This is a genomic window from Veillonella sp. 3_1_44 (assembly GCF_000163715.1).
Lineage (GTDB): Bacteria > Bacillota > Negativicutes > Veillonellales > Veillonellaceae > Veillonella > Veillonella parvula_A.
Genome location: NZ_GG770200.1, coordinates 388,914 through 410,381 on the forward strand (window position 1 = coordinate 388,914; position 21,468 = coordinate 410,381).

The 21,468-nt window shown below is 38.8% G+C and carries 13 protein-coding genes; 10 read left to right on the forward strand and 3 right to left on the reverse strand.

Translation table 11 applies throughout. From position 1 onward, the window contains the following. The first annotated feature begins 226 nt into the window (after positions 1–226). The 4 genes from HMPREF0873_RS05390 (at position 227) to HMPREF0873_RS05405 (ending at position 8,563) form a co-directional block, all read left to right on the forward strand. Entirely contained in the window at positions 227–1,264 is a 1,038-nt protein-coding gene (locus tag HMPREF0873_RS05390; protein WP_008714876.1) for a nicotinate-nucleotide--dimethylbenzimidazole phosphoribosyltransferase, read from the forward strand. A gap of 9 nt (positions 1,265–1,273) precedes the next feature. Further along, on the forward strand, positions 1,274–2,587 hold the full coding sequence (locus HMPREF0873_RS05395; protein ID WP_008714878.1) for a DUF389 domain-containing protein: 1,314 nt from the start codon (positions 1,274–1,276) through the stop codon (positions 2,585–2,587). 371 nt (positions 2,588–2,958) lie between these two features. Then, positions 2,959–3,792 carry a MetQ/NlpA family ABC transporter substrate-binding protein gene (locus HMPREF0873_RS05400; RefSeq protein ID WP_008714880.1) on the forward strand — a complete coding sequence of 278 codons (834 nt, stop codon included), beginning with the start codon at positions 2,959–2,961 and terminating at the stop codon, positions 3,790–3,792. Between the two features lie 514 nt (positions 3,793–4,306). Then, positions 4,307–8,563 carry a 2-hydroxyacyl-CoA dehydratase gene (locus HMPREF0873_RS05405; RefSeq protein WP_038125683.1) on the forward strand — a complete coding sequence of 1,419 codons (4,257 nt, stop codon included), beginning with the start codon at positions 4,307–4,309 and terminating at the stop codon, positions 8,561–8,563. A 711-nt stretch (positions 8,564–9,274) separates the two neighbouring features. On the opposite strand, the gene HMPREF0873_RS05410 is transcribed toward HMPREF0873_RS05405, so the two are convergent. The 3 genes from HMPREF0873_RS05410 to HMPREF0873_RS05420 all read right to left on the reverse strand — a co-directional run bounded on the left by HMPREF0873_RS05410 (position 9,275) and on the right by HMPREF0873_RS05420 (position 13,924). Next, a complete protein-coding gene (locus tag HMPREF0873_RS05410) occupies positions 9,275–10,462 on the reverse strand; it encodes a multidrug effflux MFS transporter (protein WP_008602366.1) in 1,188 nt (395 codons plus the stop codon). A 389-nt stretch (positions 10,463–10,851) separates the two neighbouring features. Then, on the reverse strand, positions 10,852–12,489 hold the full coding sequence (locus tag HMPREF0873_RS05415) for an L-lactate permease (RefSeq protein ID WP_008602367.1): 1,638 nt from the start codon (positions 12,487–12,489) through the stop codon (positions 10,852–10,854). Positions 12,490–12,784: 295 nt separating this feature from the next. Next, positions 12,785–13,924, reverse strand: a complete 1,140-nt coding sequence (locus HMPREF0873_RS05420) for an Ldh family oxidoreductase (RefSeq protein ID WP_004698291.1) — start codon at positions 13,922–13,924, stop codon at positions 12,785–12,787. Positions 13,925–14,504: 580 nt separating this feature from the next. Between HMPREF0873_RS05420 and HMPREF0873_RS05425 the strand changes: the two genes are divergently transcribed. From HMPREF0873_RS05425 to HMPREF0873_RS05450, 6 genes are all read left to right on the forward strand, one after another. Next, positions 14,505–16,508: a molybdopterin-dependent oxidoreductase gene (locus HMPREF0873_RS05425; protein WP_021148570.1), complete on the forward strand. Its 2,004-nt coding sequence runs from the start codon at positions 14,505–14,507 to the stop codon at positions 16,506–16,508. Between the two features lie 204 nt (positions 16,509–16,712). Then, entirely contained in the window at positions 16,713–18,044 is a 1,332-nt protein-coding gene (gene brnQ, locus HMPREF0873_RS05430) for a branched-chain amino acid transport system II carrier protein (protein WP_008602374.1), read from the forward strand. Between the two features lie 149 nt (positions 18,045–18,193). Beyond that, positions 18,194–19,267 carry an iron-containing alcohol dehydrogenase family protein gene (locus tag HMPREF0873_RS05435; protein WP_008602376.1) on the forward strand — a complete coding sequence of 358 codons (1,074 nt, stop codon included), beginning with the start codon at positions 18,194–18,196 and terminating at the stop codon, positions 19,265–19,267. Between the two features lie 44 nt (positions 19,268–19,311). Then, entirely contained in the window at positions 19,312–19,548 is a 237-nt protein-coding gene (locus HMPREF0873_RS05440) for a DUF1653 domain-containing protein (protein ID WP_004698254.1), read from the forward strand. Between the two features lie 8 nt (positions 19,549–19,556). Next, positions 19,557–20,333 carry an HAD family hydrolase gene (locus HMPREF0873_RS05445; protein WP_008602378.1) on the forward strand — a complete coding sequence of 259 codons (777 nt, stop codon included), beginning with the start codon at positions 19,557–19,559 and terminating at the stop codon, positions 20,331–20,333. Between the two features lie 136 nt (positions 20,334–20,469). After that, complete coding sequence (locus tag HMPREF0873_RS05450) at positions 20,470–21,378, forward strand: DUF3829 domain-containing protein (RefSeq protein ID WP_038125684.1); 909 nt, start codon at positions 20,470–20,472, stop codon at positions 21,376–21,378. The last annotated feature ends 90 nt before the right edge of the window (positions 21,379–21,468 follow it).

Below are 21,468 nucleotides of genomic sequence, written 5' to 3' on the forward strand. Positions count from 1 at the left end.
GTAAGGGGATAACCTTTTTTATCTACTAGAGTGGTTGTAATTATGTAATGATAATTTCGATTAGAAATATAGTTGTTAGAATACTAAATTTTAAAACTGAATTATACTTTTAAAAACTAATAATAGTCACATTACTAGATATGCATTTTATGTTATACTTTCAGATAGAATAATATCGAATTAATAGAAGGCTAGTTGGTACATTAGGTGCGGATTAGAGAATAAAATGAAAGATAAGTCAGTATTACCGATAGAGAAACAATTAAATAAATTTCTCCAACCAAAATGCCTCATCCCAGGTGGTCTTGGTTTATGGGAAATATATTTTCGTAAGATTTGCGCGGCTTGGGGTGAGATTAATGGCGAAATTCGACCACAGCATATCATATTTTCTGCCGATAATGGTTGTAATATGGAAGGCTATGTTGGGTATAACTACGAGGTGACGCAAAAGCAATCCTGTAATATGCTCTTAGGTCGCTCATCAGCAACGCAATTTTGTAACTTTAACAATATTCCATATGAGGTCGTCGATGTAGGCATCGCTTCAGATGATGGCATCGGTGTGAATCGCAAAGTAGCGAAAGGGTCAAAGAATATTTTGAACCATCCTGCTATGACTGAGGATGAGTTTAATCGTGCCTTTCAAGCTGGATATGAACGAGTTGAACATTATGTGGCAAAAGGAATCAATCTCTTTTCCTTTGGTGAAATGGGGTTAGGCAATACCACAACCTCTGCTTGTGTGTTGTCTGCTTTAACTGGGGCTGATCCGACGGAAACCGTGGGTCCTGGTTCCTGGCCAGATAAACCAGATTTGATGAAACGAAAAGTTGACTTTGTACGTTCTGTATTAGACAAGCACAAGGCTAGTATTGATTCTGAAAGTGAACCAGACCGAGTTCGTGAAATCGTAGCTCATGTAGGTGGTTTTGATATTGCGGCTATTCTTGGAGCCATGCTAGCTTGTGTAGATTTTGAAAAGCCTTTTGTTATTGACGGCTTTATAACATCTGTGGCAGCTGCTTGTGCAACGCACATAAACGCTCGTATTAAGGACTATGCATTGCCATCGCATTATTCTAAAGAAAAAGGTACGGAAATCGCTTTGGCTGAGGTGGGGATCACTCAAGACATGGTTCCTATTCAAGCACAAATGTCGATGGGAGAAGGCACGGGGGCCATCTTGATGGTTCAAATGCTAAAAACAACGCAGCATATGTTTGTAAATGTGGGCACCTTTGCAGAGCTAATGAAATTATAAGGAAGAAGAATGGAAATAAATAAATACTTTGATATACATTTTGAGCGAGCCGATGATGCAACCATTGCTAAAAGGTTGATAGGTGGGGCTAAGATTAAGGGACCTGCTTTGGTTATCCTGATCCTCTCCATGTTTATTGCCTCTATTGGGTTGAATATGAATAGTACGGCAGTTATTATTGGTGCTATGCTTATATCGCCGTTGATGGGACCTATTCTAGCAACTGGTTTTGGCTTCGCTACGCTTAATTTTACAGTTGTGAAAAGCGCTATTTTAAGATTATCCTTACAGATTACGATTGCTGTTTTGGCATCTACTTTATATTTTTATATTTCCCCCGTTCAGACAGTTACATCTGAACTATTAGCGCGTACAGAACCGAATATTTTTGATGTATTCATTGCTATATTTGGTGGGTTAGCTGGGATTATTGGTCAAACGCGTAAGACCTTAGATAATGTCATACCAGGGGTAGCGATTGCGACTGCACTTATGCCACCACTGTGTACGGCAGGATATGGACTGGCTAATGGAAATTGGCATTATTTCTTTGGGGCTGGGTATCTATTCTTTATAAATGCATTTTTCATCTTCTTTGCATCTTTTATTGTTTTAAAAGGTGTATATAGTTTGCCATCCCATAAGCAAGCAGAAGAGATTAATCGTCGTAATCAGCTAATATTTCTTGTGATTGGTCTTATTATGGCTATACCAAGCATTTATGCAGGCTATGATATGACCATCAAGTATTCTGAGTCAAATCATATAGAGCAGTTTATTAAGACCAATATTAATCAAGATGGGCGTCGATTAGTGATTGATTATTCATTGGACCGAGTGAATAAGCTAGTAGATATAGTAGTTGTAGGAGCTCCTGTGACTTCAGAGGAACGATCCCAGTTGGATGATAAATTACAGAAAGACGAGTATTTGCAGTCTTATGCAGTGCGATTTGTTAATAGTGTAGATGAGAAAAAATCTGCTGTGGATAAGACGAGCTTGAATAAAGCCTCGGAGGATCATGAAAAATATACAAACTTGAGTAATCTGTACCAGCCGACTTATCAACTAGTAAGTGAAACTATAAACACTATGAAAACGACAGAAGCTGAAGCAAAGGCGTTATTCCCGTTTGTAAGCAGAGTGGAAGGCATGCCTTTGATAGATAATTTAGAACAGCCTAAAGCGAATCGCTATATGGTGATTATCCATACCGCGTCCACTGTATCTGATGCAGATTCGGAACGAATAAAAGCTTGGTTAGAGGCTAAATTATCAGCACCTGTAACTATTTCTGTGGAGCAAACAACGTCAACTTTATAATTGAATCTTTTGATTTTGATTAGATTGTTTATTATATAGAGCGATATTTATAACGGTACTAAGTTTGATTGTACCTATTAGGTATATTACCTAGTAGTACGGGGAATCATCTTAGTACCGTTTTTATGTACTTGGCATAGCTAAATGTAATTACTCTTATCTTGCTATAGTTTAAAGTTATATCCATGGATATATAAAAACTATTATACGAGTAGGATTTAAATTGCTATACTAACCACATCGAAATTATTAAATAATTAAATGTAGATACAGTGTAAGAATATATAGATTTATTAACATATCTACGTGTGTTGTATACGCATGAGTCCTCGTCAATAGATGTAGGTGTTCATCGTAGATAGGAGGATTACATGAAAAAATGGTTAGCATTAGCAGCGACGGCCGTACTAGGCGCGTCCTTATTGATTAGTGGTTGTGGTTCTTCCACAAATGACGCAAGTTCCAGCAGTGCTGGTAGTTCTAAAGCAGAGGTGTTAAAAGTGGCAGCAAACCCTGTACCTCATGCTGAGATCTTAAATCAAATTAAACCTTTATTGGCTAAGGAAGGTGTAGATCTTCAAATCATTGAATTTACAGACTACATTCAACCAAACATGGCATTATCTAGCCATGAAGTAGATGCAAACTTCTTTGCTAACGTGCCTTACCAAAATAACTTCAATAAAGATCATGGTACAAACTTCGTAAGCTTTGCACCAGTTCACATCGAACCATTGGCTATTTACTCTCAAAAAATTAAAGATTTAAAAGATTTGCCAAATGGCGCAAAAGTAGCGATTCCATCTGACCCAACAAACAGTGCTCGTGCACTTCTCTTGTTGCAAAGTGCAGGTCTTGTAACTTTGAAAGACCCAACTGGTTTGACTAACACACCGTTTGATGTGACTAGCAACCCTAAAAACATCCAAATTACAGAGTTAGAGGCAGCTCAAATTCCTCGTTCCATTCAAGATTTAGATGCAGCTGTAATCAATGCTAACTATGCATTGCCAGCAGGTCTTAATCCTACAAAAGATGGCTTATTCGTAGAAAAAGCGGATTCTCCATATGCAAATCTTCTTTCCGTAAACCCTGGTGATGAAAATAAACCAGCTATTCAAAAATTAGCTAAAGCATTACAATCTCCAGAAGTTAAGAAGTTCATCGAAGATCATTACAAAGGGGCTATTATTCCAGCGTTTTAATCAATGATCGTTAATAACATATATGTATTTAATACAATACTCTCTCATGACATAACTTTATAGATACGAATAAGATATACTGTCTTATGAACTAACCCCAAAATTGGAATCCATTTTGGGGGTTAGTTTTTATCTATTGCATATTGTCTAATGCAGTTAATATATTTGATTTGTCCTGTTATGTTGCAAAAGTTACGTTATTTTTCATTGTAAAATGGTATAATATTTTTTACATCCTATTATATATATGACTTTGTAATTTAAATCTTAACATATTTTCTATAACATTTTAGATATAGAAATAACTTAGATTTTAACTGCTGTTGTTGTATAATAAAGATAGGATATTTAAAAATTTAGATATTTTGGTGAAAGTATTATATCCTTATCTAATTTAATTTTTATTTTAGATGCTTAGTACAGTATATATGTTGTACATATTACATGTGAGACTTTCACAAAAATAAGTATGGTCACTTAGGTGGTCATACGGTCGTTAAAAAGAGAGGTATTTATGCAGCACATGCTACGCATGGGGATTGACGTGGGGTCTACAACGGTTAAAGTTGTATTATTGGACGAACACGATAATTATTTGTATAAAAAGTACATACGCCATTATGCAAACATATTGGACACAGTATATACCTTGCTACAAGAGGCTCAAGTTGGTCATGAAGACGCTCTTGTTCATGTATGTATTACTGGTTCTGGTGGGATGGCTATGGCCGAAAAGGTGCGCATCCCATTCGTACAAGAGGTGATTGCTGAAACGCGAGCTGTAAAAGCCCTCTATCCAGAAACAGACGTTATCATCGAACTTGGTGGTGAAGATGCGAAGGTTACGTATTTAGGTCAAACTGCGGAACACCGTATGAATGGTTCCTGTGCTGGTGGTACGGGTGCTTTTATCGACCAAATGGCGACCTTATTGCAGACAGATGCATCTGGTCTTAATCAATTAGCCATGAATGCTGATACGATTTATCCAATTGCGGCACGTTGTGGCGTATTTGCTAAAACAGATGTACAAGCTTTGTTAAATCAAGGCGCATCTCATGAAAATATTGCAAAATCCGTATTCCAAGCAATTGTAAACCAAACGATTGCTGGCCTTGCATGCGGACATAAAATCGAAGGTAATGTAGCATTCCTTGGCGGTCCATTGACATTCTTATCCGAGTTGCGCCAATGCTTCTGCGATACTTTAGAGTTGGATGAAGCGCATCGCATTATCCCTGAGAATGGTGAGTTGTTCATTGCTTTAGGGGCGGCATTGATGAAAGATGAGTGCCGTGAGATCACTGTCGGTCAATTGACAAAGGAAATCGGTGCACTTATCGGTATTCCTATGGAAGCTACAGACCGTGTCGATCCGCTATTTAAGAATGAACAAGAATTAGAAGAATTTCGTGCTCGTCACGCTAAGGCGGTAACGCCAAAAGCGAATATTGAGGATGCTCAAGGTCCTTGTTATCTTGGGATTGATGCTGGTTCTACTACGCTAAAGGTAGTACTCATTAATAGTAATAAGGAAATTATCTTCTCCCACTATGGTCCTAATCATGGTAAACCATTAGAAAAATCTCGTGAAATTATCGAGCAGATTTATACATTATTGCCTAAAGGTGCTTATATTGCACACTCTGGCGTAACCGGCTACGGTGAGGCCTTTCTTAAACGCGCCCTCGGCATCGATATAGGCGAAGTAGAAACGATGGCTCATTATCGTGCGGCTCGATTCTTCTGTCCTGATGTATCCTTTATTTTGGATATTGGCGGTCAAGATATGAAATGCTGTAAGGTTCGTGATGGGTATATCGAAGATATCGTGTTGAACGAAGCTTGCTCATCTGGTTGCGGCTCTTTCATTGATACATTTGCATCTGGTCTACGAATTCCAATCGATCAATTCGCAAAAGAAGGGTTATTGGCACCTATGCCAATCGACTTAGGCTCTCGTTGTACCGTATTTATGAACTCTAAGGTTAAGCAGGCTCAAAAAGAAGGTGCTACGGTACAAGATATCGCGGCAGGTCTTGCTTATTCTGTAATTAAAAATGCCCTTTATAAGGTTCTCAAGGTGAAAGACCCTAAAGAATTAGGCGATCATATCGTTGTACAAGGTGGTACGTTCTATAACGAATCTGTTTTGCGTGCCTTTGAGAAATTGATGGGCGTAGAGGTGATTCGCCCTGATGTATCTGGTTTGATGGGGGCATACGGTATGGCTCTTCTTGCCGCGGAAACGGCGGAAGAGTTGCAAAAGGGTGAAAGTACATTGCTAGATAGTGAAGGCCTTAATTCTTTACAAGTATCTACGACAATGCGCAATTGTGGCCTTTGCCCAAATAACTGCATGCTTACTATTAACGCCTTCTCCGATGGTCGTACGTACGTAACGGGCAACCGTTGTGATCGCGGTGCTGGCGATATGATCCAAGAGAAACGTAAACCAGTTCCTAACTTGGTAGATGTAAAATTACGTCGTTACTTTGATTACTACTTGAAGAAAAACATTCCAGAGTTTGAAGGTAAAATGCGTGTAGGGATTCCTCGCGTTCTCAACATGTATGAGGACTTCCCATTCTGGTTTACATTCTTCAATAGCTTGGGTTATGAAGTAATCCTTTCAGATTATACGACTAAGGATCAATACAATAAGGCTATCGATACGATTCCATCCGATACGGCTTGCTATCCAGCAAAGGCTGTTCATGGTCACATTCGCGACTTAGCGAATGCACAGGTAGACTTTATTTGGTACCCTTGTATTCAACATGGCCCTAAGGAATTTAGCCGCGACAATAATTACCATTGTCCAATGGTTATTTCCTATCCAGAACTTATCAAAAATAATATGCAAGAGGTTTTGGGCGATACTCCGTTCCACGCACCATTCTTGCCGCTAGCTGATAAAAAATCCCTTGTTCCGGCTCTTGTGAAAGCATTGGATTTCTTAGGCTTAAAGAAGAAGGATATTGCTAAGGCTGTAGACCTCGCTTGGGAAGAGCAGGAAAACTGTAAAGCGTCTTACCGTGAAACGACAAAGAAAACCGTGTCTCGCCTAGTGGCAGAACAAATTCCTACAATCGTATTGGCTGGCCGTCCATATCATTTGGACTCCGGTATTAACCACGGTATTCCTGAACTTATCACATCTCTTGGTATGGCTGTTCTTACAGAAGATGGCGTTGCACCATTAGGCAATGAAATCAAGCATTTACGTGTTGTAGACCAATGGTCCTACCATAGTCGCCTATATCGTGCCGCTGAATTCGTAAGTAGAACTGAAGGATTCCAAATTGTAGAGCTTAACTCCTTTGGATGTGGCCTCGATTCCATCGTAGCAGATCAGGTAAAAGATATACTTTCAGCAAATCACAAAATCCATACCTTGCTCAAAATCGATGAAGGTACAAACCTTGGAGCCGTGACAATCCGTTTGCGTTCCTTGCAATCTGTAATGGAACGTAGCTTGCGTCGTCATCATAATCCTGAGGCGCCGGAAGAAATAGTGGTAGAGAAATTACCAACTTACGATTACAATCGCGTTGTCTTCACAGAAGAAATGCGTAAGACTTATAAAATCTTGGTGCCACAAATGTCACCATTGCATTTCAGCCTTTTAGAGCTTGTTCTTCAACATGAAGGTTACAATTTTGAAATGTTGCCAGCTCCAACACGTGACGATATTGAAGTGGGCTTGAAATATATCAATAATGATGCATGTTACCCAGCGATTATCGTTGTAGGACAGCTCATGTCCGCACTGTTATCCGGTAAATATGATGTAGATAAGACGGCTGTTATCATCTCTCAAACTGGTGGTGGGTGTCGTGCTACAAACTACATCGGTTACTTACGTAAAGCATTAATTGATGCGGGTATGAAACAAGTACCAATCCTATCTCTCAATGCGAGTGATATGGAACGTCAACCAGGCTTTAAGTTGACAAAAGGCTTCTTGCATCGCATGATTCAAGCCGTTGTATACGGTGATGCGCTCATGCAATGTGTTCTTGCCACACGTCCATACGAGACAAATCCTGGTTCTACCGATGCACTATGTGACTACTGGATTAAAAAATTACGTGATAATATTACATCTGCTAGTCTTCGACAATATAATAAGTACATCAAAGAAATCATCCATGATTTTGATAACTTGCCAATTAATAAAGATGTACAAAAACCTCGTGTTGGTGTCGTAGGGGAAATTTACGTTAAATTCCATCCAAGTGCTAACAATCATATTAATGAGCTTATTGAAAAGGAAGGCGGTGAAGTCGTTACATCTGGCTTGCTAGATTTCTTCTTGTATTGTGCAATGGATAGCACATACCGTGCTAAGCACCTTGATGGTACATGGCTATCTGGCTTCTTCGGTACATTGGCTCGTGAAGCCCTTGAGCTCTACCGCTTACCATATGCAAAAGCCGTAGCAGCGTCAAAACACTTTGACCCGCTACAACGTATGACAGAAGTAGCAAAAGAAGCAGCTCAATTCATCGGACTTGGTAACCAATGTGGTGAAGGCTGGTTCCTCACAGGAGATATGATTGACCTTATCGAAAAAGGGGCTAAACAAATCGTATGCTTACAACCATTCGGCTGTTTACCAAACCACGTAACAGGTAAAGGCATGGTGAAAACACTATCCGCTGCATACCCAGACGTGCGAATTGCAGCTATCGACTACGATCCAGGCTCCAGTGCGGTGAACCAAGCAAACCGATTGAAATTACTACTATCGACAATGTTTGAATAAAGGTGTGCTCCGTTATATTTTCAATGGGGCCCCGTTACAACTGCATATTACTAGTATAGAAAAAACACAGCCCTCTCTTGGCTCAGTACGGCGCTACGCTTCGTAAAATCGCTGCAGAGAGGGCTGTGTTCTTTTCTATATACAACCGTTATGAAGATGTCCCATTGAAAATATAACTAGTGCAGTGGGGAGAAGTTGGGATGGAATTTAGTGAATAAGCGATAAGGTCCCTTACATTTTATAATGGGGCCCGAATACAACTGCATATTACTAGTATAGAAAAAATACAGCCCTCTCTTGGCTCAGTACGTCACTACGTTCCGTAAAATCGCTGCAGAGAGGGCTGTATTCTTTTCTATATACGCTAATTATGAAGATGTCCCATTGAAAATATAACTGGATAGAGGAGGGGGAAGAAATGTGGAGATGTGCCTATGGCACATCTCCTTTCTCCTACAATCAGTTGTGTAGGTGGTTTTCGTTATTATGCCTAGGTGTTTGTAGAGTTAAAGAATTAATCTATTTTGAAATATGCTTGTAAAGTCCCGCAATGGGACGCCTTCACAGGTAGTGTTAATATAAATAAGATACCCCTTTACGAAGCGATTTTACGAAGTACTGAGCAAGGAAAGGGGTATCTTATTTATATACTAATATTATTCTGTTGTAGTCGGGCCCCATTGTGGGGCTTATACAAATGTGTAAAAGAGATTAATCTTTTTCTACCAAACCATATAGGCACAATAAGGAAAGCGCTGAACATACTAGCATTGTAGTCCCCATGGGAATCCCTGTATATTCCCCACCAATACCAACTAATGGAGATACGATTCCTGCAGAGAACATGCTAGCAAAGCCAAGTACTGCAGAGGCACTTCCAGCCATTTTACCGTATTTAGCCATTGCCATAGAGAAAGAGGCAGAGCCAAATAGGGATACTGTACATACGGTAAAGAATAGAATGGCCGTTACAGGAATAAGTGGCCATTCGAAAAGCATAGCTATTAAGAATAGCAAGGAGCCGATTGTTAGTTGCCAGAGGGCAAATGTTAGTAATTGTCGAACTGTGATTACATTACTTAATCTAGCGCTTATGGCACTAGCTAAGATAATACCACAGCTATTGATACCAAAGAGATAGCTAAATTCTTGTGCAGATAGTTGGAAGATGTTTTGGTATACAAAGGATGAACCTGAGATATACGCAAAGAATCCACCAAAAGCAAAGAATTGGATTAGTGTTTGCCCAAGGAATCGCTTATCTTTAATAAGCGTAATGTAGTTCTTTGTAGCAGTTGCAACGCCACCTGTAACGCGTTTTTCTTTAGGTAAGCTTTCACGGAAGAGAAGAGATCCCGCTAATAGAATAGCAGAAAATATTGCTAAAATAACGAAGATAACGCGCCATGTAGTGAATAGTAATAATTGACCGCCGATGAGCGGAGCGATTACTGGCGCCAAACCGTTAACCATCATGAGCAATGCAAAGAGTTTAGTCAATTCTTGACCAAATGCAAAATCTCGAGCGATGGCCTTAGCAATTACAACGCCCACAGATCCTGTTAAACCTTGTAGAAAGCGTCCTAGTAAAAGTATTTCAATGCTTGGTGCATAAGCACAGATTATGCTAGAGATAACGCAAAGTAAGTTGCCTGTTATAAGAGGCAACTTGCGGCCCATAGTATCACTAATAGGACCTCCAAATAATTGACCTAATGCAACACCAAAAGTCATCACACCAATGGTCATTTGAATATTTGATGCAGATGTATTTAGTTCACTAGGCATAATTGGTAATGCTGGTAAATATAAATCTGTTGCAAGTGGTGTGATGGCTGTCAAGAGACCAAGGAATACTACTAAGATGAAAGAGACCTTAGCAGAATTTTCTTGAGTCATAAAACCCTCCTATACTAAAGTGAGAAAAATAAAAGTCTGCGAATCGCACTTCGCAGACTGCATTTAATTTTTTCTATTTGATACGATGTATTTTACCATGATTGAGAAAAAATATCTATATGAAATATTGAGTTTGCTATATCTCTATTTATAGATTACAATTAGTATATTAATTATATCTAAAAATATCAATGTGTTTATTGGCGATGGGAGAATTATATGAAATATTAACTAAAAGGTTTTGTGTTAGCTGCAATAGTAGTAATCGGGACAGCTACGGTTTCATCTGTAGAAGCAATATCATTAAACCATGTTATATGTAGTATTCTCATATGTGGCAACAAAAAAGAACAGCTCGTGAAGAGCTGTTCTTTTTTTGTTACCAGTTCTTAGAAGAAAAAGTGGTGAATTTCATGGATGAAATGTTGACCGAAGAAGGAAATACAACCGTGCATTACGATGAATACAATGAAGTATTTGAAGGCACTGTTCATGATAACGCTTGCTTCGATTTCATGTTCTAGTTTATGAGCTTCTTCAGCACTGATTTCTTTGTGGTTTTCTAGGTATGCTTTCAAAGCAGGCCCTACGGCACCAATAGAAATCGCGATGGATTGTGGGGACAACATTTTGCCGATACCAGCTGCACCGGAGTTAACTGCTGCCAACCAGAAACCAAGGTCTTCGAAGTTTGTAGGATCTAAGCCTTGGGCTGCAGCAATTTGAAGTGGGCCAAACAATACGTTGGAGTTTGTACCAGAACCAGTCAAGAAGGCACCTAACGCACCTACGATAGGTGCGAATAGAGGGTACAATGTACCTGTACCAGCAACCATTGCTTTTGCAATATCTGCAGTCATACCAGAGTAAGTCATCAATTTAGCTGTCATAACAACTGTGATGATTGTAAGGTATGTGAATTTCAAGTTTTTAACTGTGCTACCCAATGTACCGAAGATTTCGCCAGCTTTTGCTTTTTGGATGAAACCACCAACAATACCAGCGATAAAAATCATAATACCAGGAGTTGCAATCCATACGAATGTGTAAGGTTTTGCACCAGCACCTTGATAAATAGGTACAGATGTTTTAATGGACGCAAGAGGACCATTAATTGCAGGGAACAATTTAGAAGTTAATAACAATAATACGAAGATTAAGATGAATGGCATTGCAGCTACAAGGCCTTCGCCACCAGAAACTTTAGGGACTTCGCCAGTTTGTTTAACTGCGTATTTAGGATCATTAGGAGGCATGATTTTTGCACAACCAATGATAACTGCCATGATAACGATGGATGCAGAAATTACGGATAATTCTGGACCCATTACAGCGTTGATTACAGTTTCAGGAACTGCTAATGCTAAACCAGAAAGTAATGTTACAAGGAATACGCCTTTTAACGCTTTAATACCGCCACCAATAATCATAACAACAAAGAATGGAGCGATAAGGTTAAGCAAGAACAATTGTACGGAAATGAATGTACCTAAATGGCTTGGATCAAGGTTTGTTAAGGATGCCAATGTAGTTGTTGGAATCCCGATAGAACCAAATGTTGTTGGTACGGAGTTTGCAACGAGACATGCGATGATAGATTTAAGTGGGTCAAAACCTACGGCAACCATCATAGCTGCAGGAATTGCAACGGCAGTACCGAAGCCAGCCATACCTTCCATGAAGGCACCAAAGCCCCATGCAAGTAGTAATGCAAGTACACGAGTATCAGATGTTACAGAAGAAAGCATGGTTTTAATAGTTTCCATTGCTTTCGTATGTACTACCAAGTTATAAACGAAGATAGCAGCTGTAATAACTAATAGGATTGGCCAGATTGCCAATGCGGCACCTTCAAGGGCACCAGTGACCATAATAAATGGGTCAGCTTGGAATGCTGTAATAGCGATAATGAAAGAACCAATCGCAGCAACACTTGTTGCTTGCCATGCAGGTAATTTCAAGATGGATAACGCTACAATCAACCAAATGATTGGAGATAGCGCTAATAGAACGGTGATAGCACTCATTTCTAAGATCATCCTTTCAAGTAAAACAAAAATATATGCTCAACAGGACGACGTAGTTTAATCAATTTAATTGATGAATAAATCGCTATGATGTTAATTTGTAAAAGTTCAGTTAAAATAAAAGCTTACAATAAAATAACAGATATACTTATCATAAAAATTGATATAGTACATAAAATTTTTTAACCTCATAGCCTATGAGGTTAAAAACATAAGAGAGGGGACATAAACAGTGTTTATGTCCCCTTCTGTACTAACTACAAGTCCTTGTTAGGGCCATTACTAAGTTTAGGTATTAGTAGTTACCTTTGAACATTGTAGCAGGAGCTTCTGGTACATAATCGCCGAAGTAGGATTTGAAGTCTAGACCTAATTCATTGCAAAGGTCTTGAACTTCAAGCATTGTACCGTTAAGTACAGGGATGCCTTCAGCTTTAACTTTTTCAACGGATTCATGTTCTTTTTCGCCATGAGTATAGATACGATCTTGACCTTGAGCTTTAGGTGCTTCACGTAATTCTTGTAAGAATTGGGAGAAGTGTTTTTTGATTTCCGCAGGGTCACCGAAGAATTCAGGGTTGATAGCCATGAAGCCGTGGCAGATATTGGATTTACCACCAACCATACATTTGTTGGAAGTACCACCTTGGGACAAGATAGAGGAGAATAATTCAGCAATCATGCCGTTACCATAACCTTTGTGGCCCCCAAGAACTTCTGTAGCACCACCTAAAGGAAGGATACCGCCGCCTTCATGACGGGAGATGTTGCCCAATACTTCAGCTGCATCAGTGGAAGGAACGCCGTCTTTATTAACAGCCCAACCATCTGGAGTAGCTTTGCCCATTTTATTGTACATTTCAAGTTTACCACGAGTTACTACTGTAGTGGAGCAATCGAAGAAGAAGTCAACAGGATCAGCTGGTACAGTCCAAGCGATAGGGTTAGAACCAAGCATAGCTTTACGAGCATATGTAGGAACCATGATTGCTTCGGAGTTTGTACAAGAGAAACCGATTAAGCCTTGGTCGGATGCCATTTTAGCATAGTAACCGGCGATACCGTAGTGGTTGGAGTTACGTACGGATACGATACCAACACCGGATTTTTTAGCTTTTTCGATAGCCATTTCCATAGCTTTATGACCCAATAATTGACCCATGCCGTCATGACCGTCGATAACTGCAGAAATTGGAGTTTCTTTTACGATTTCAGGTTTAGCGTCGATTTTAATCAAGCCATTAGTGATACCTTTATGGTAACGAACCATACGTTGCATACCATGGCTTTGAATACCGAACAAGTCAGAAGTCAAAAGTACGTCTTGGATGATGTCAGCTTCTTTTTCGGAGAAACCAAATTTTTGGAAAGCGTCCATGCTCAATTTTTTTAGTGTTTCATAAGGGAATAACACAGTGTTTTTTGCGTCTGCCATCGTTAAAACCTCTTTTCAGAAAATATGTACCTGATATAGCTACTTCACATTAGATAACCATGAATTCAAAATGATTTCTTGTGAGTTCTATATCCTCTCAAATGACACTGTCAGTATAGCACAGAAACAAGTGAGATTGAATAGTCTTACAGTCTGAACGACATTACTAAATACGCATACGTACCGGTGATTTTTGTCACATAATCTATACGACACTATTAAAATGTCTGATTATACCTAAAACTATATGGTTATGACTTTTAGTAATGATTACATGATTTTTTTGAAGAATTTTGGTATTTTTATAGAACTTATTAGTATATCTGTTTAGGCATTGGACAAGAATGATAATGGATAGATATCGATAAAACTTGAAATGTCTAACTATATATATCAAAATAAATGATGAGGTCATAAATGTAATGTGATAATCGAATGCATTGATATACATAAAATAATCATTTCTAAAACCTTTTTAATTCAGAAGATGTGCAAAAGGTTATACTTATACGAGTCATACTATAATATAATATAAATATACATCCTATAGTTTATACAATTTATAAGCGAGGTGCTTATTATGAAAGAATATAAATCTGTATGCCCATACGATTGTCCCGATGCATGCGGTCTCATTGTATCAGTCGATAATAATAAAGTAATATCTGTTCGAGGGGATAGAGCACATGCTTTCACAAGAGGTACACTATGCCCTAAGATGGCACATTATGAAAAGGTAATCCATTCTCCATTGCGCTTGAAGTCCCCTATGAAGCGTGTCGGTAAAAAGGGAATTGGTGAAGATCAGTACACTCGTATTAGTTGGGATGAAGCCCTTGATGCAATTGTCAATAATTTCAAAGAAACTATTGATACTTATGGCAGTGAAAGTATTTTGCGTTACTCTTATGCAGGAACAATGGGGGTTATTCAGAGTCCTGCAGCAGATTATTTTTTCCGTTGTATTGGTGCTACAGACCAAGATCGAGGTATTTGCTCTCCTGCTAAACAAGCGGGGTTCCGTTCTGTTTACGGTGATACCTTAGCGATTAAACCACAAGAGGCGCAACATAGTGATCTTATCGTCTTGTGGGGGATAAATGCGACAGCCACAGATGTTCATATTTTACATGATGTGAACATTGCGAAAAAGAAGGGGGCTCGCGTTTGGATTATCGACACTCATAAAACTTATACTTTTAGCCAAGCTCATGAACATATTTACGTTAAACCAGGAAGTGATGGGGCACTAGCTTTAGGGATGCTCCATATCATTCATCGTGATGGCTTGGCAGATATAGATTTTATTAAGAAGCATGTCCAAGGCTACGATGAGTTGGTAAAAGAGGTGTTGCTTGACTTTACGCCGGGAAAAGCGGCTGAAATTTGCGGTGTTTCTGTGGAGCGGATGACTGAGTTTGCTCATGCTTATGCAAAGTCAAAAGCGCCGTTTATTCGTCTCGGCAGTGGACTATCTCGATATGGCAATGGTGCTATGACATGCCGTGCTATTAATGCCTTGCCTGCTGTGGTTGGAGCATGGCAATATCCTGGGGGTGGATTGTTGTCGAGTGCTAGTGGTAGTAAATTTATTGGCAAAGATGTGATGCAACAGGCTCATGTTCATGCGCCAGCTAAACGATTGATGCCTATGATTAAACTGGGTGAAATGCTTATAAACCCTGAAGGAACTAAAGTTCATAGTTTATATATCTTCTCTTCAAATCCGGCTATCACAGCTCCTGACCAGAATGTTGTACGTAGAGGGTTGATGCGCGATGACTTATTCACTGTGGTACATGAGCGTTTCTTTACGGATACTTGTAAGTATGCTGATATTATTTTACCAGCCACAACATCTGTGGAGCATGATGATATTTATAATTCTTATGGTCATTACACAATTGGGACGGGTTACAAATTGATTGAGCCAATTGGTGAATCTCGTTCCAACTGGCAAGTTATTGCTGAGTTAGCAAAACGCATGGGGTTGGAGGATGATTTTTTTGACCTTAGTGAAAAAGATCTTATTGAACAAATTGTGCGGACTTCGAGTCGTATATCCAAGAGGGACCAAGAGTTGATTTTAAATGGTGAGCCTGTGGAGATGACGGTACCTGAGAGTTATAAGATGGATTTCAAAACACCGTCTGGAAAAATTGAATTATATAATCCGCAGGATGTAGAACCATTAATTCGGTATATGCCTCCATATGGTGATAATGCACCGTTTTGGCTTATAAATGGTAATGATATTCGAATTTTGGACTCTAGCTTCTGCGAATTAGACTTTAATGATCCTGAGTTGATGAAACTTCGCATCCATCCAGAAGATGCAAAAATGTATAACATAAACGATGGTGCTGAGGTAGAAATCTATAACGATCGTGGCAGTGTAAAAATTAAAGCATACTACGACGATGAAGTACAGAGAGGGACATTGGTAACACTAGGTGTATGGTGGCAATCTCAATCGAGTGATCCTCACGTGGCAATCAATGCGCTTACCGCAGCTCGTCCTACCGATCAGGGATGGGGGAGCACCTTTTATGATGTACAAGTTCATATAAGAAATCTTTTGTAGTGAATGACCAATTAATAGTCTGTAATGATTACTGTAAAATAGGAATTTATCTACTTATTTCTATAAGTAAAAGTTAAAGTCTGTTACTTATGGGAATAACTCTATACGGATATAGAATAGTGAGGATATTTTTCTTGTATACCCAAGCCCCTTTAGATTATAATAGTAATATTATTTTTATATAACCTAAAGGGGGTTACATTTATGAATGGTAACGATAATCTGTCGACCCGTGCTTATCTGGCTATAGGCATGATGTTATTTGCCCTATTCTTTGGGGCAGGGAACTTGATCTTCCCAGCGGCCTTAGGTCAACAAGCTGGTGATAATGTAGGTTGGGCTTTGCTTGGCTTTGTGTTAACTGGTGTAGGACTTCCACTCTTAGGTGTTGCAGCAATGGGCTATTCTTCCTGTAAAGATGTTGAAGAACTAGCAAGCCGTGTTCATCCGATTTATGGCTTGTTGTATACTATTTCTCTTTACTTGAGTATTGGACCAATGTTTGCGACGCCGCGTACTGGTACTGTAGCTTATGAAATCGCAATTAAACCTTTTGCTGAAGGTTTAAGCATGAATATGGAACCAATTTTCTTGGCATTATTCTTTGGTATTTCTTTGTGGTTATCTATTAGTCCACAAAAACTTGTTAACCGTATCGGTAATATTTTGACACCAGCTTTACTTCTTGTAATTCTGTTGTTGATTGTTAAATCTTTTATTACTCCACTTGGTGGGTATGCGGCACCACAACCGGCATATGGTGATGCACCAACGGCTGTGTTACAAGGCTTCTTAGATGGCTACAATACAATGGATGCCTTAGCTTCCGTAGTATTTGCTATTCTTGTAATCGATTTTGTACGCCTCAGTGGTGCTACATCTCGTGCTGTGATTACAAAAACAGTAATGGAGGTAGGTGCAATTGCGGTAGGCCTTCTTGGTATCGTGTATGTATTTATCGCTAATATTGGTGCTACAAGTGTTGAACGCTTTGGTTTGTTCGAGACAGGGGCTCCTGTATTGTCCGTAAGTGCTAACTATTTGTTTGGTGAGTTCGGTCAAATCATCTTGGCTATCATCGTGCTGCTAGCTTGCTTGTCTACAAGTATTGGTCTTATCACTTCTTGCGGTACGTATTTCCACAAGCTGACTCCAAAGATTAGTTACAAATTATATGTAGTAATTTTCTCTCTAGCGGCCTTTGGCCTTAGTATGTTTGGCTTGAAAACAATCATCAGTGCAGCAATCCCTGTGTTGATGCTCTTGTATCCGTTGACTATCGTAATCATTTTGTTGGCACTTCTTCATAATGTGTTCGGTGGTCGTCGTTGCGTATATGCATGGACTGTAGCGTTCACAATGATCTCTGCTCTTATGACTGGTCTTGAGACTGCAGGTATTGCACCTATAGCTTTGGAACAGCTCTTTGCTCAATATATTCCATTCCAAAGTGCTGGTATGGGCTGGGTAAGCTTTGCGGTATTAGGCTTTGTTGTGGGTCTTATCCATAAAGGTCTTGCTTCCGATAATAAGTAATAAAGATAAAGGCTCTATGCTTTCATTTTGTGAGAGTATAGAGCCTTTTTATGTTTTGATTGTTGTCATATAAAATTGATTTTGTGTGTAGAAGTTTCTATAATAAGGATAAATAAGGATATAAATGATAAAAGAAGGAAGGAAATTTTATGCGTAGTACTCATTGTTTACCTAGTTATAGTTTTGGAGGTCATGATGTATTTGACGCTATTCCAAAGTTTACAAAATTATATGGCAAGTCTGTAGCTATCATCGGTGGCGAAACAGCTCTTTCTAAAGCTTTGCCACACATTCGTCCAGTGCTTGATAAAGCGGGGATTAAGGTGCTAGATATTATCCACTTTGGTGGAGAGTGTACTTTTGCTCGAGGCAAGGAAATTGCACAAATGGCATCTGTAAAAGATGCGGACTTTTTGTTTGCTGTTGGTGGTGGTAAGGCCATGGATACGGTAAAAGTAGTAGCTATAGAGTTAGATGATAAACCATTCTTTACAATTCCAACCATTGCGTCTACTTGTGCGGCAACGTCAGAAGTGGCAGCTGTATACACGGCAGATCATACTTTTGATGACGTAGCTTTTGTAAATCATCCTCCTGTGCACTGCTTTATTGATGCTGATATTCTCGTAGAAGCACCAAGCCGTTACTTGTGGGCAGGAATGGGAGATACTATTGCAAAACACTATGAAACTCATCTTTCTGCTCGCAGTCGCGAGCAAGACTATAATACTCAGTTAGGCCTTACTCTAGCTTCTATGTGTAGTGAACCAATTTTAGCACATGGTATACAAGCCTATAAAGATAGTCAAGCTAATAAACGTAGTGATGCCTTTGATACCATTGCTATGACTGTTATCTTTACTACCGGTGTTGTATCAGGTTGTGTTCCTATGGCATATAATAGCAACATGGCTCATGCTGTATGTTATGGCTGTGTTACTAATAAAGAAACAGAAGAAAATCATTTGCATGGTGAAATAGTAGCTTATGGCTTACTTATTTTGTTAACCGTTGACCAACAAATGGATGAGTTACAACGGTGGTTGCCAGTATATCGCGAATTAGGTTGGCCTACTAAACTTTCACAATTAGATCTTACTGCATCGCATATTCCTCGAATTGTTGAAAAGGCTACATCTGTTCATGATATTGATGTATCTCCATATAAAATTACAGCAGATATGTTGACTAAGGCTATTCAATATATGGAATCTCTTGATTAATATGGTTTGTAACTATTTGTGTATGTTATGTGATGAGGTTATAAATGCAAGAAATTGTAAAGGGTGGCTTATATCGTCATTTTAAAGGCATGTACTATTACGTGTTAGATGTTGCAACTCATTCGGAAACGAGTGAACAGTTCGTGGTATATCAAAAATTATATGATCAACGTGACTTATATGTACGACCACTAGATATGTTTTTGAGTGATGTGGACCATGAAAAATATCCAGATGTAAAACAAAAAGAACGGTTTAAGTTAATGAGTGGACGTGATTAGGAGGGGCCGTGGAGCAGAAGTTTTTCTTTTTCGATATTGATAATACTTTAGCTGTATGGCCTGAAGGTAAAATCCCTGAAAGTGCTCAATACAGTTTAGATGAGTTAAAGCGTCGTGGTCACCGTGTAGCCTTAGCAACTGGTCGTATTCAAGTGGATGCTAAGCGTTTTGCAGAGCAAGCGGGCCTTACTGATTTTGTAGCAGATGGTGGTCACAGTATCACTGTTAATAATGAATTGGTATCTATGATAGGTATGGATCGTGATGCATGTATTAAATATTTAGAGTATTTAGAATCACATAATATTCCTTGGGCCGTAACTGACCGCAATAAACTCGGTCGTATTACGCCGTATAAGGAAATTTTAGAGTGGCATCCCAATTGGGATGTGTTTAAAACAACTGTAGACCCTAATTTTGATTTTCATAGTGTTGAAGAATTTTATAAGATTTATGTGTTTTTCAAGGAAGGAGAGGAAGAGGAGAAGGATATCGAGTATATGACACATAAGCTCATTCGTTATGGTGATGGCTGTGTTCTATATGAGCCTATGGAAAAGGCGTTGGGTATTCGTAATATGCTTGAACACTTTGGAATGAAGCCAAATCAAGCTGTTGTATTTGGTGATGGGTATAATGATTTGTCTATGTTTAGGCCTGAGTGGCTAAATATTGCTATGGGTAATGCGCGCCCTGAATTAAAAGCAAAGGCTGATTATATTACTACAGACTGTGATAAAGATGGCATTTATAATGCGTGTAAGCATTTTAAATGGATCGATTAATTATTGATAATTCCTCTAAGTTAGGTGAAGCTTATATGAAGATTTATTTTTGTAGCTGTGGCTACAGAATTGGTGTAGTATAGTTAGTATAATGCGCTTAGTTCAATATTCATGTGTTAAAAGGAGAAGAGAAGATATGAACAATAAACGCAGATTATTTTCAACTTTACTTTGTGTAGCAGCATTGACAGCAGGTTTATTTGTTTCTGGTTGCGGCAGTGATAAAGCGGGTGGCATTGGCTCCGTAGTCTCCTCCGTAGTTGATGGCGGTAGCGATGAGAAAGCAGCTGCTAAGCTTAATACCCTTATTGATGCAACAAATCGCTTCAATGGTGACAATGCTACTTGGGGTCAAAACTATGCAGACAGTTTGGCTAAATTAAAAGGTGGTTTCCAAGAAGGTGCTATTGGCCGTCAACCTCACTATGATACTTTAAAAGAAGCTTTGGAACAATCTAAAAAAGAAGGTTCTACGTTCAAAGAAGTTGATACAGAACGCGATAATGTATTAAATGTTCTTAATGAATTAGTACCAACATTCAAAGATTTGAAAGCTTATGATGATTCTAAAGCTTACATGAACGATGGTGGTGCTAAAGGTAAAGAACTAGCAGCTAAATACGTAGCACAAGTAGAAAAATTTGATGCAGCTTATGCGAAGTTCAATGATGCTCTTAACAAAGCTAACACTGAACAAACTAAGAAACAAATCGAAAAATTGAAAAAAGACGGTAAAAAAGGCTATGCAGCAGCAATGGAATCTACGCTTCGCTTGACTACTCTTGTAGAAAATGTAGAAAAAGCTCCTAAAAATGCAGACAAACAAGCTGTAGAAAAAGAACTTAATGAAATTCAAACATTGCTTAAGAGCATAAATAATGATCGTGGAGAAGTGCTTGTTAACTCTTATAACTCTGTAGTTGGTTCTGTACGTCAAGTACTTACTGATGCAAATGAAAACAATCTTAACGACATGATTGAGAATTTCAATAATTATATTGAGTCTTATAATAATACAACTCCAGACCAATTTGACTCTAAATAATCGAATTAACTAAGTGATTAGTTGAGGCCTACAAAAACAGAGCTCCTTTGAAGCTCTGTTTTTTGTTGTTATATTATTTTTTTATATTTT

Coding starts and splice junctions, on each gene's coding strand:
- HMPREF0873_RS05390 (WP_008714876.1), top strand. CDS start 227: ATGAAAGATAAGTCAGTATTACCGATAGAGAAACAATTAAATAAATTT.
- HMPREF0873_RS05395 (WP_008714878.1), top strand. CDS start 1,274: ATGGAAATAAATAAATACTTTGATATACATTTTGAGCGAGCCGATGAT.
- HMPREF0873_RS05400 (WP_008714880.1), top strand. CDS start 2,959: ATGAAAAAATGGTTAGCATTAGCAGCGACGGCCGTACTAGGCGCGTCC.
- HMPREF0873_RS05405 (WP_038125683.1), top strand. CDS start 4,307: ATGCAGCACATGCTACGCATGGGGATTGACGTGGGGTCTACAACGGTT.
- HMPREF0873_RS05410 (WP_008602366.1), bottom strand. CDS start 10,462: ATGACTCAAGAAAATTCTGCTAAGGTCTCTTTCATCTTAGTAGTATTC.
- HMPREF0873_RS05415 (WP_008602367.1), bottom strand. CDS start 12,489: ATGAGTGCTATCACCGTTCTATTAGCGCTATCTCCAATCATTTGGTTG.
- HMPREF0873_RS05420 (WP_004698291.1), bottom strand. CDS start 13,924: ATGGCAGACGCAAAAAACACTGTGTTATTCCCTTATGAAACACTAAAA.
- HMPREF0873_RS05425 (WP_021148570.1), top strand. CDS start 14,505: ATGAAAGAATATAAATCTGTATGCCCATACGATTGTCCCGATGCATGC.
- brnQ (WP_008602374.1), top strand. CDS start 16,713: ATGAATGGTAACGATAATCTGTCGACCCGTGCTTATCTGGCTATAGGC.
- HMPREF0873_RS05435 (WP_008602376.1), top strand. CDS start 18,194: ATGCGTAGTACTCATTGTTTACCTAGTTATAGTTTTGGAGGTCATGAT.
- HMPREF0873_RS05440 (WP_004698254.1), top strand. CDS start 19,312: ATGCAAGAAATTGTAAAGGGTGGCTTATATCGTCATTTTAAAGGCATG.
- HMPREF0873_RS05450 (WP_038125684.1), top strand. CDS start 20,470: ATGAACAATAAACGCAGATTATTTTCAACTTTACTTTGTGTAGCAGCA.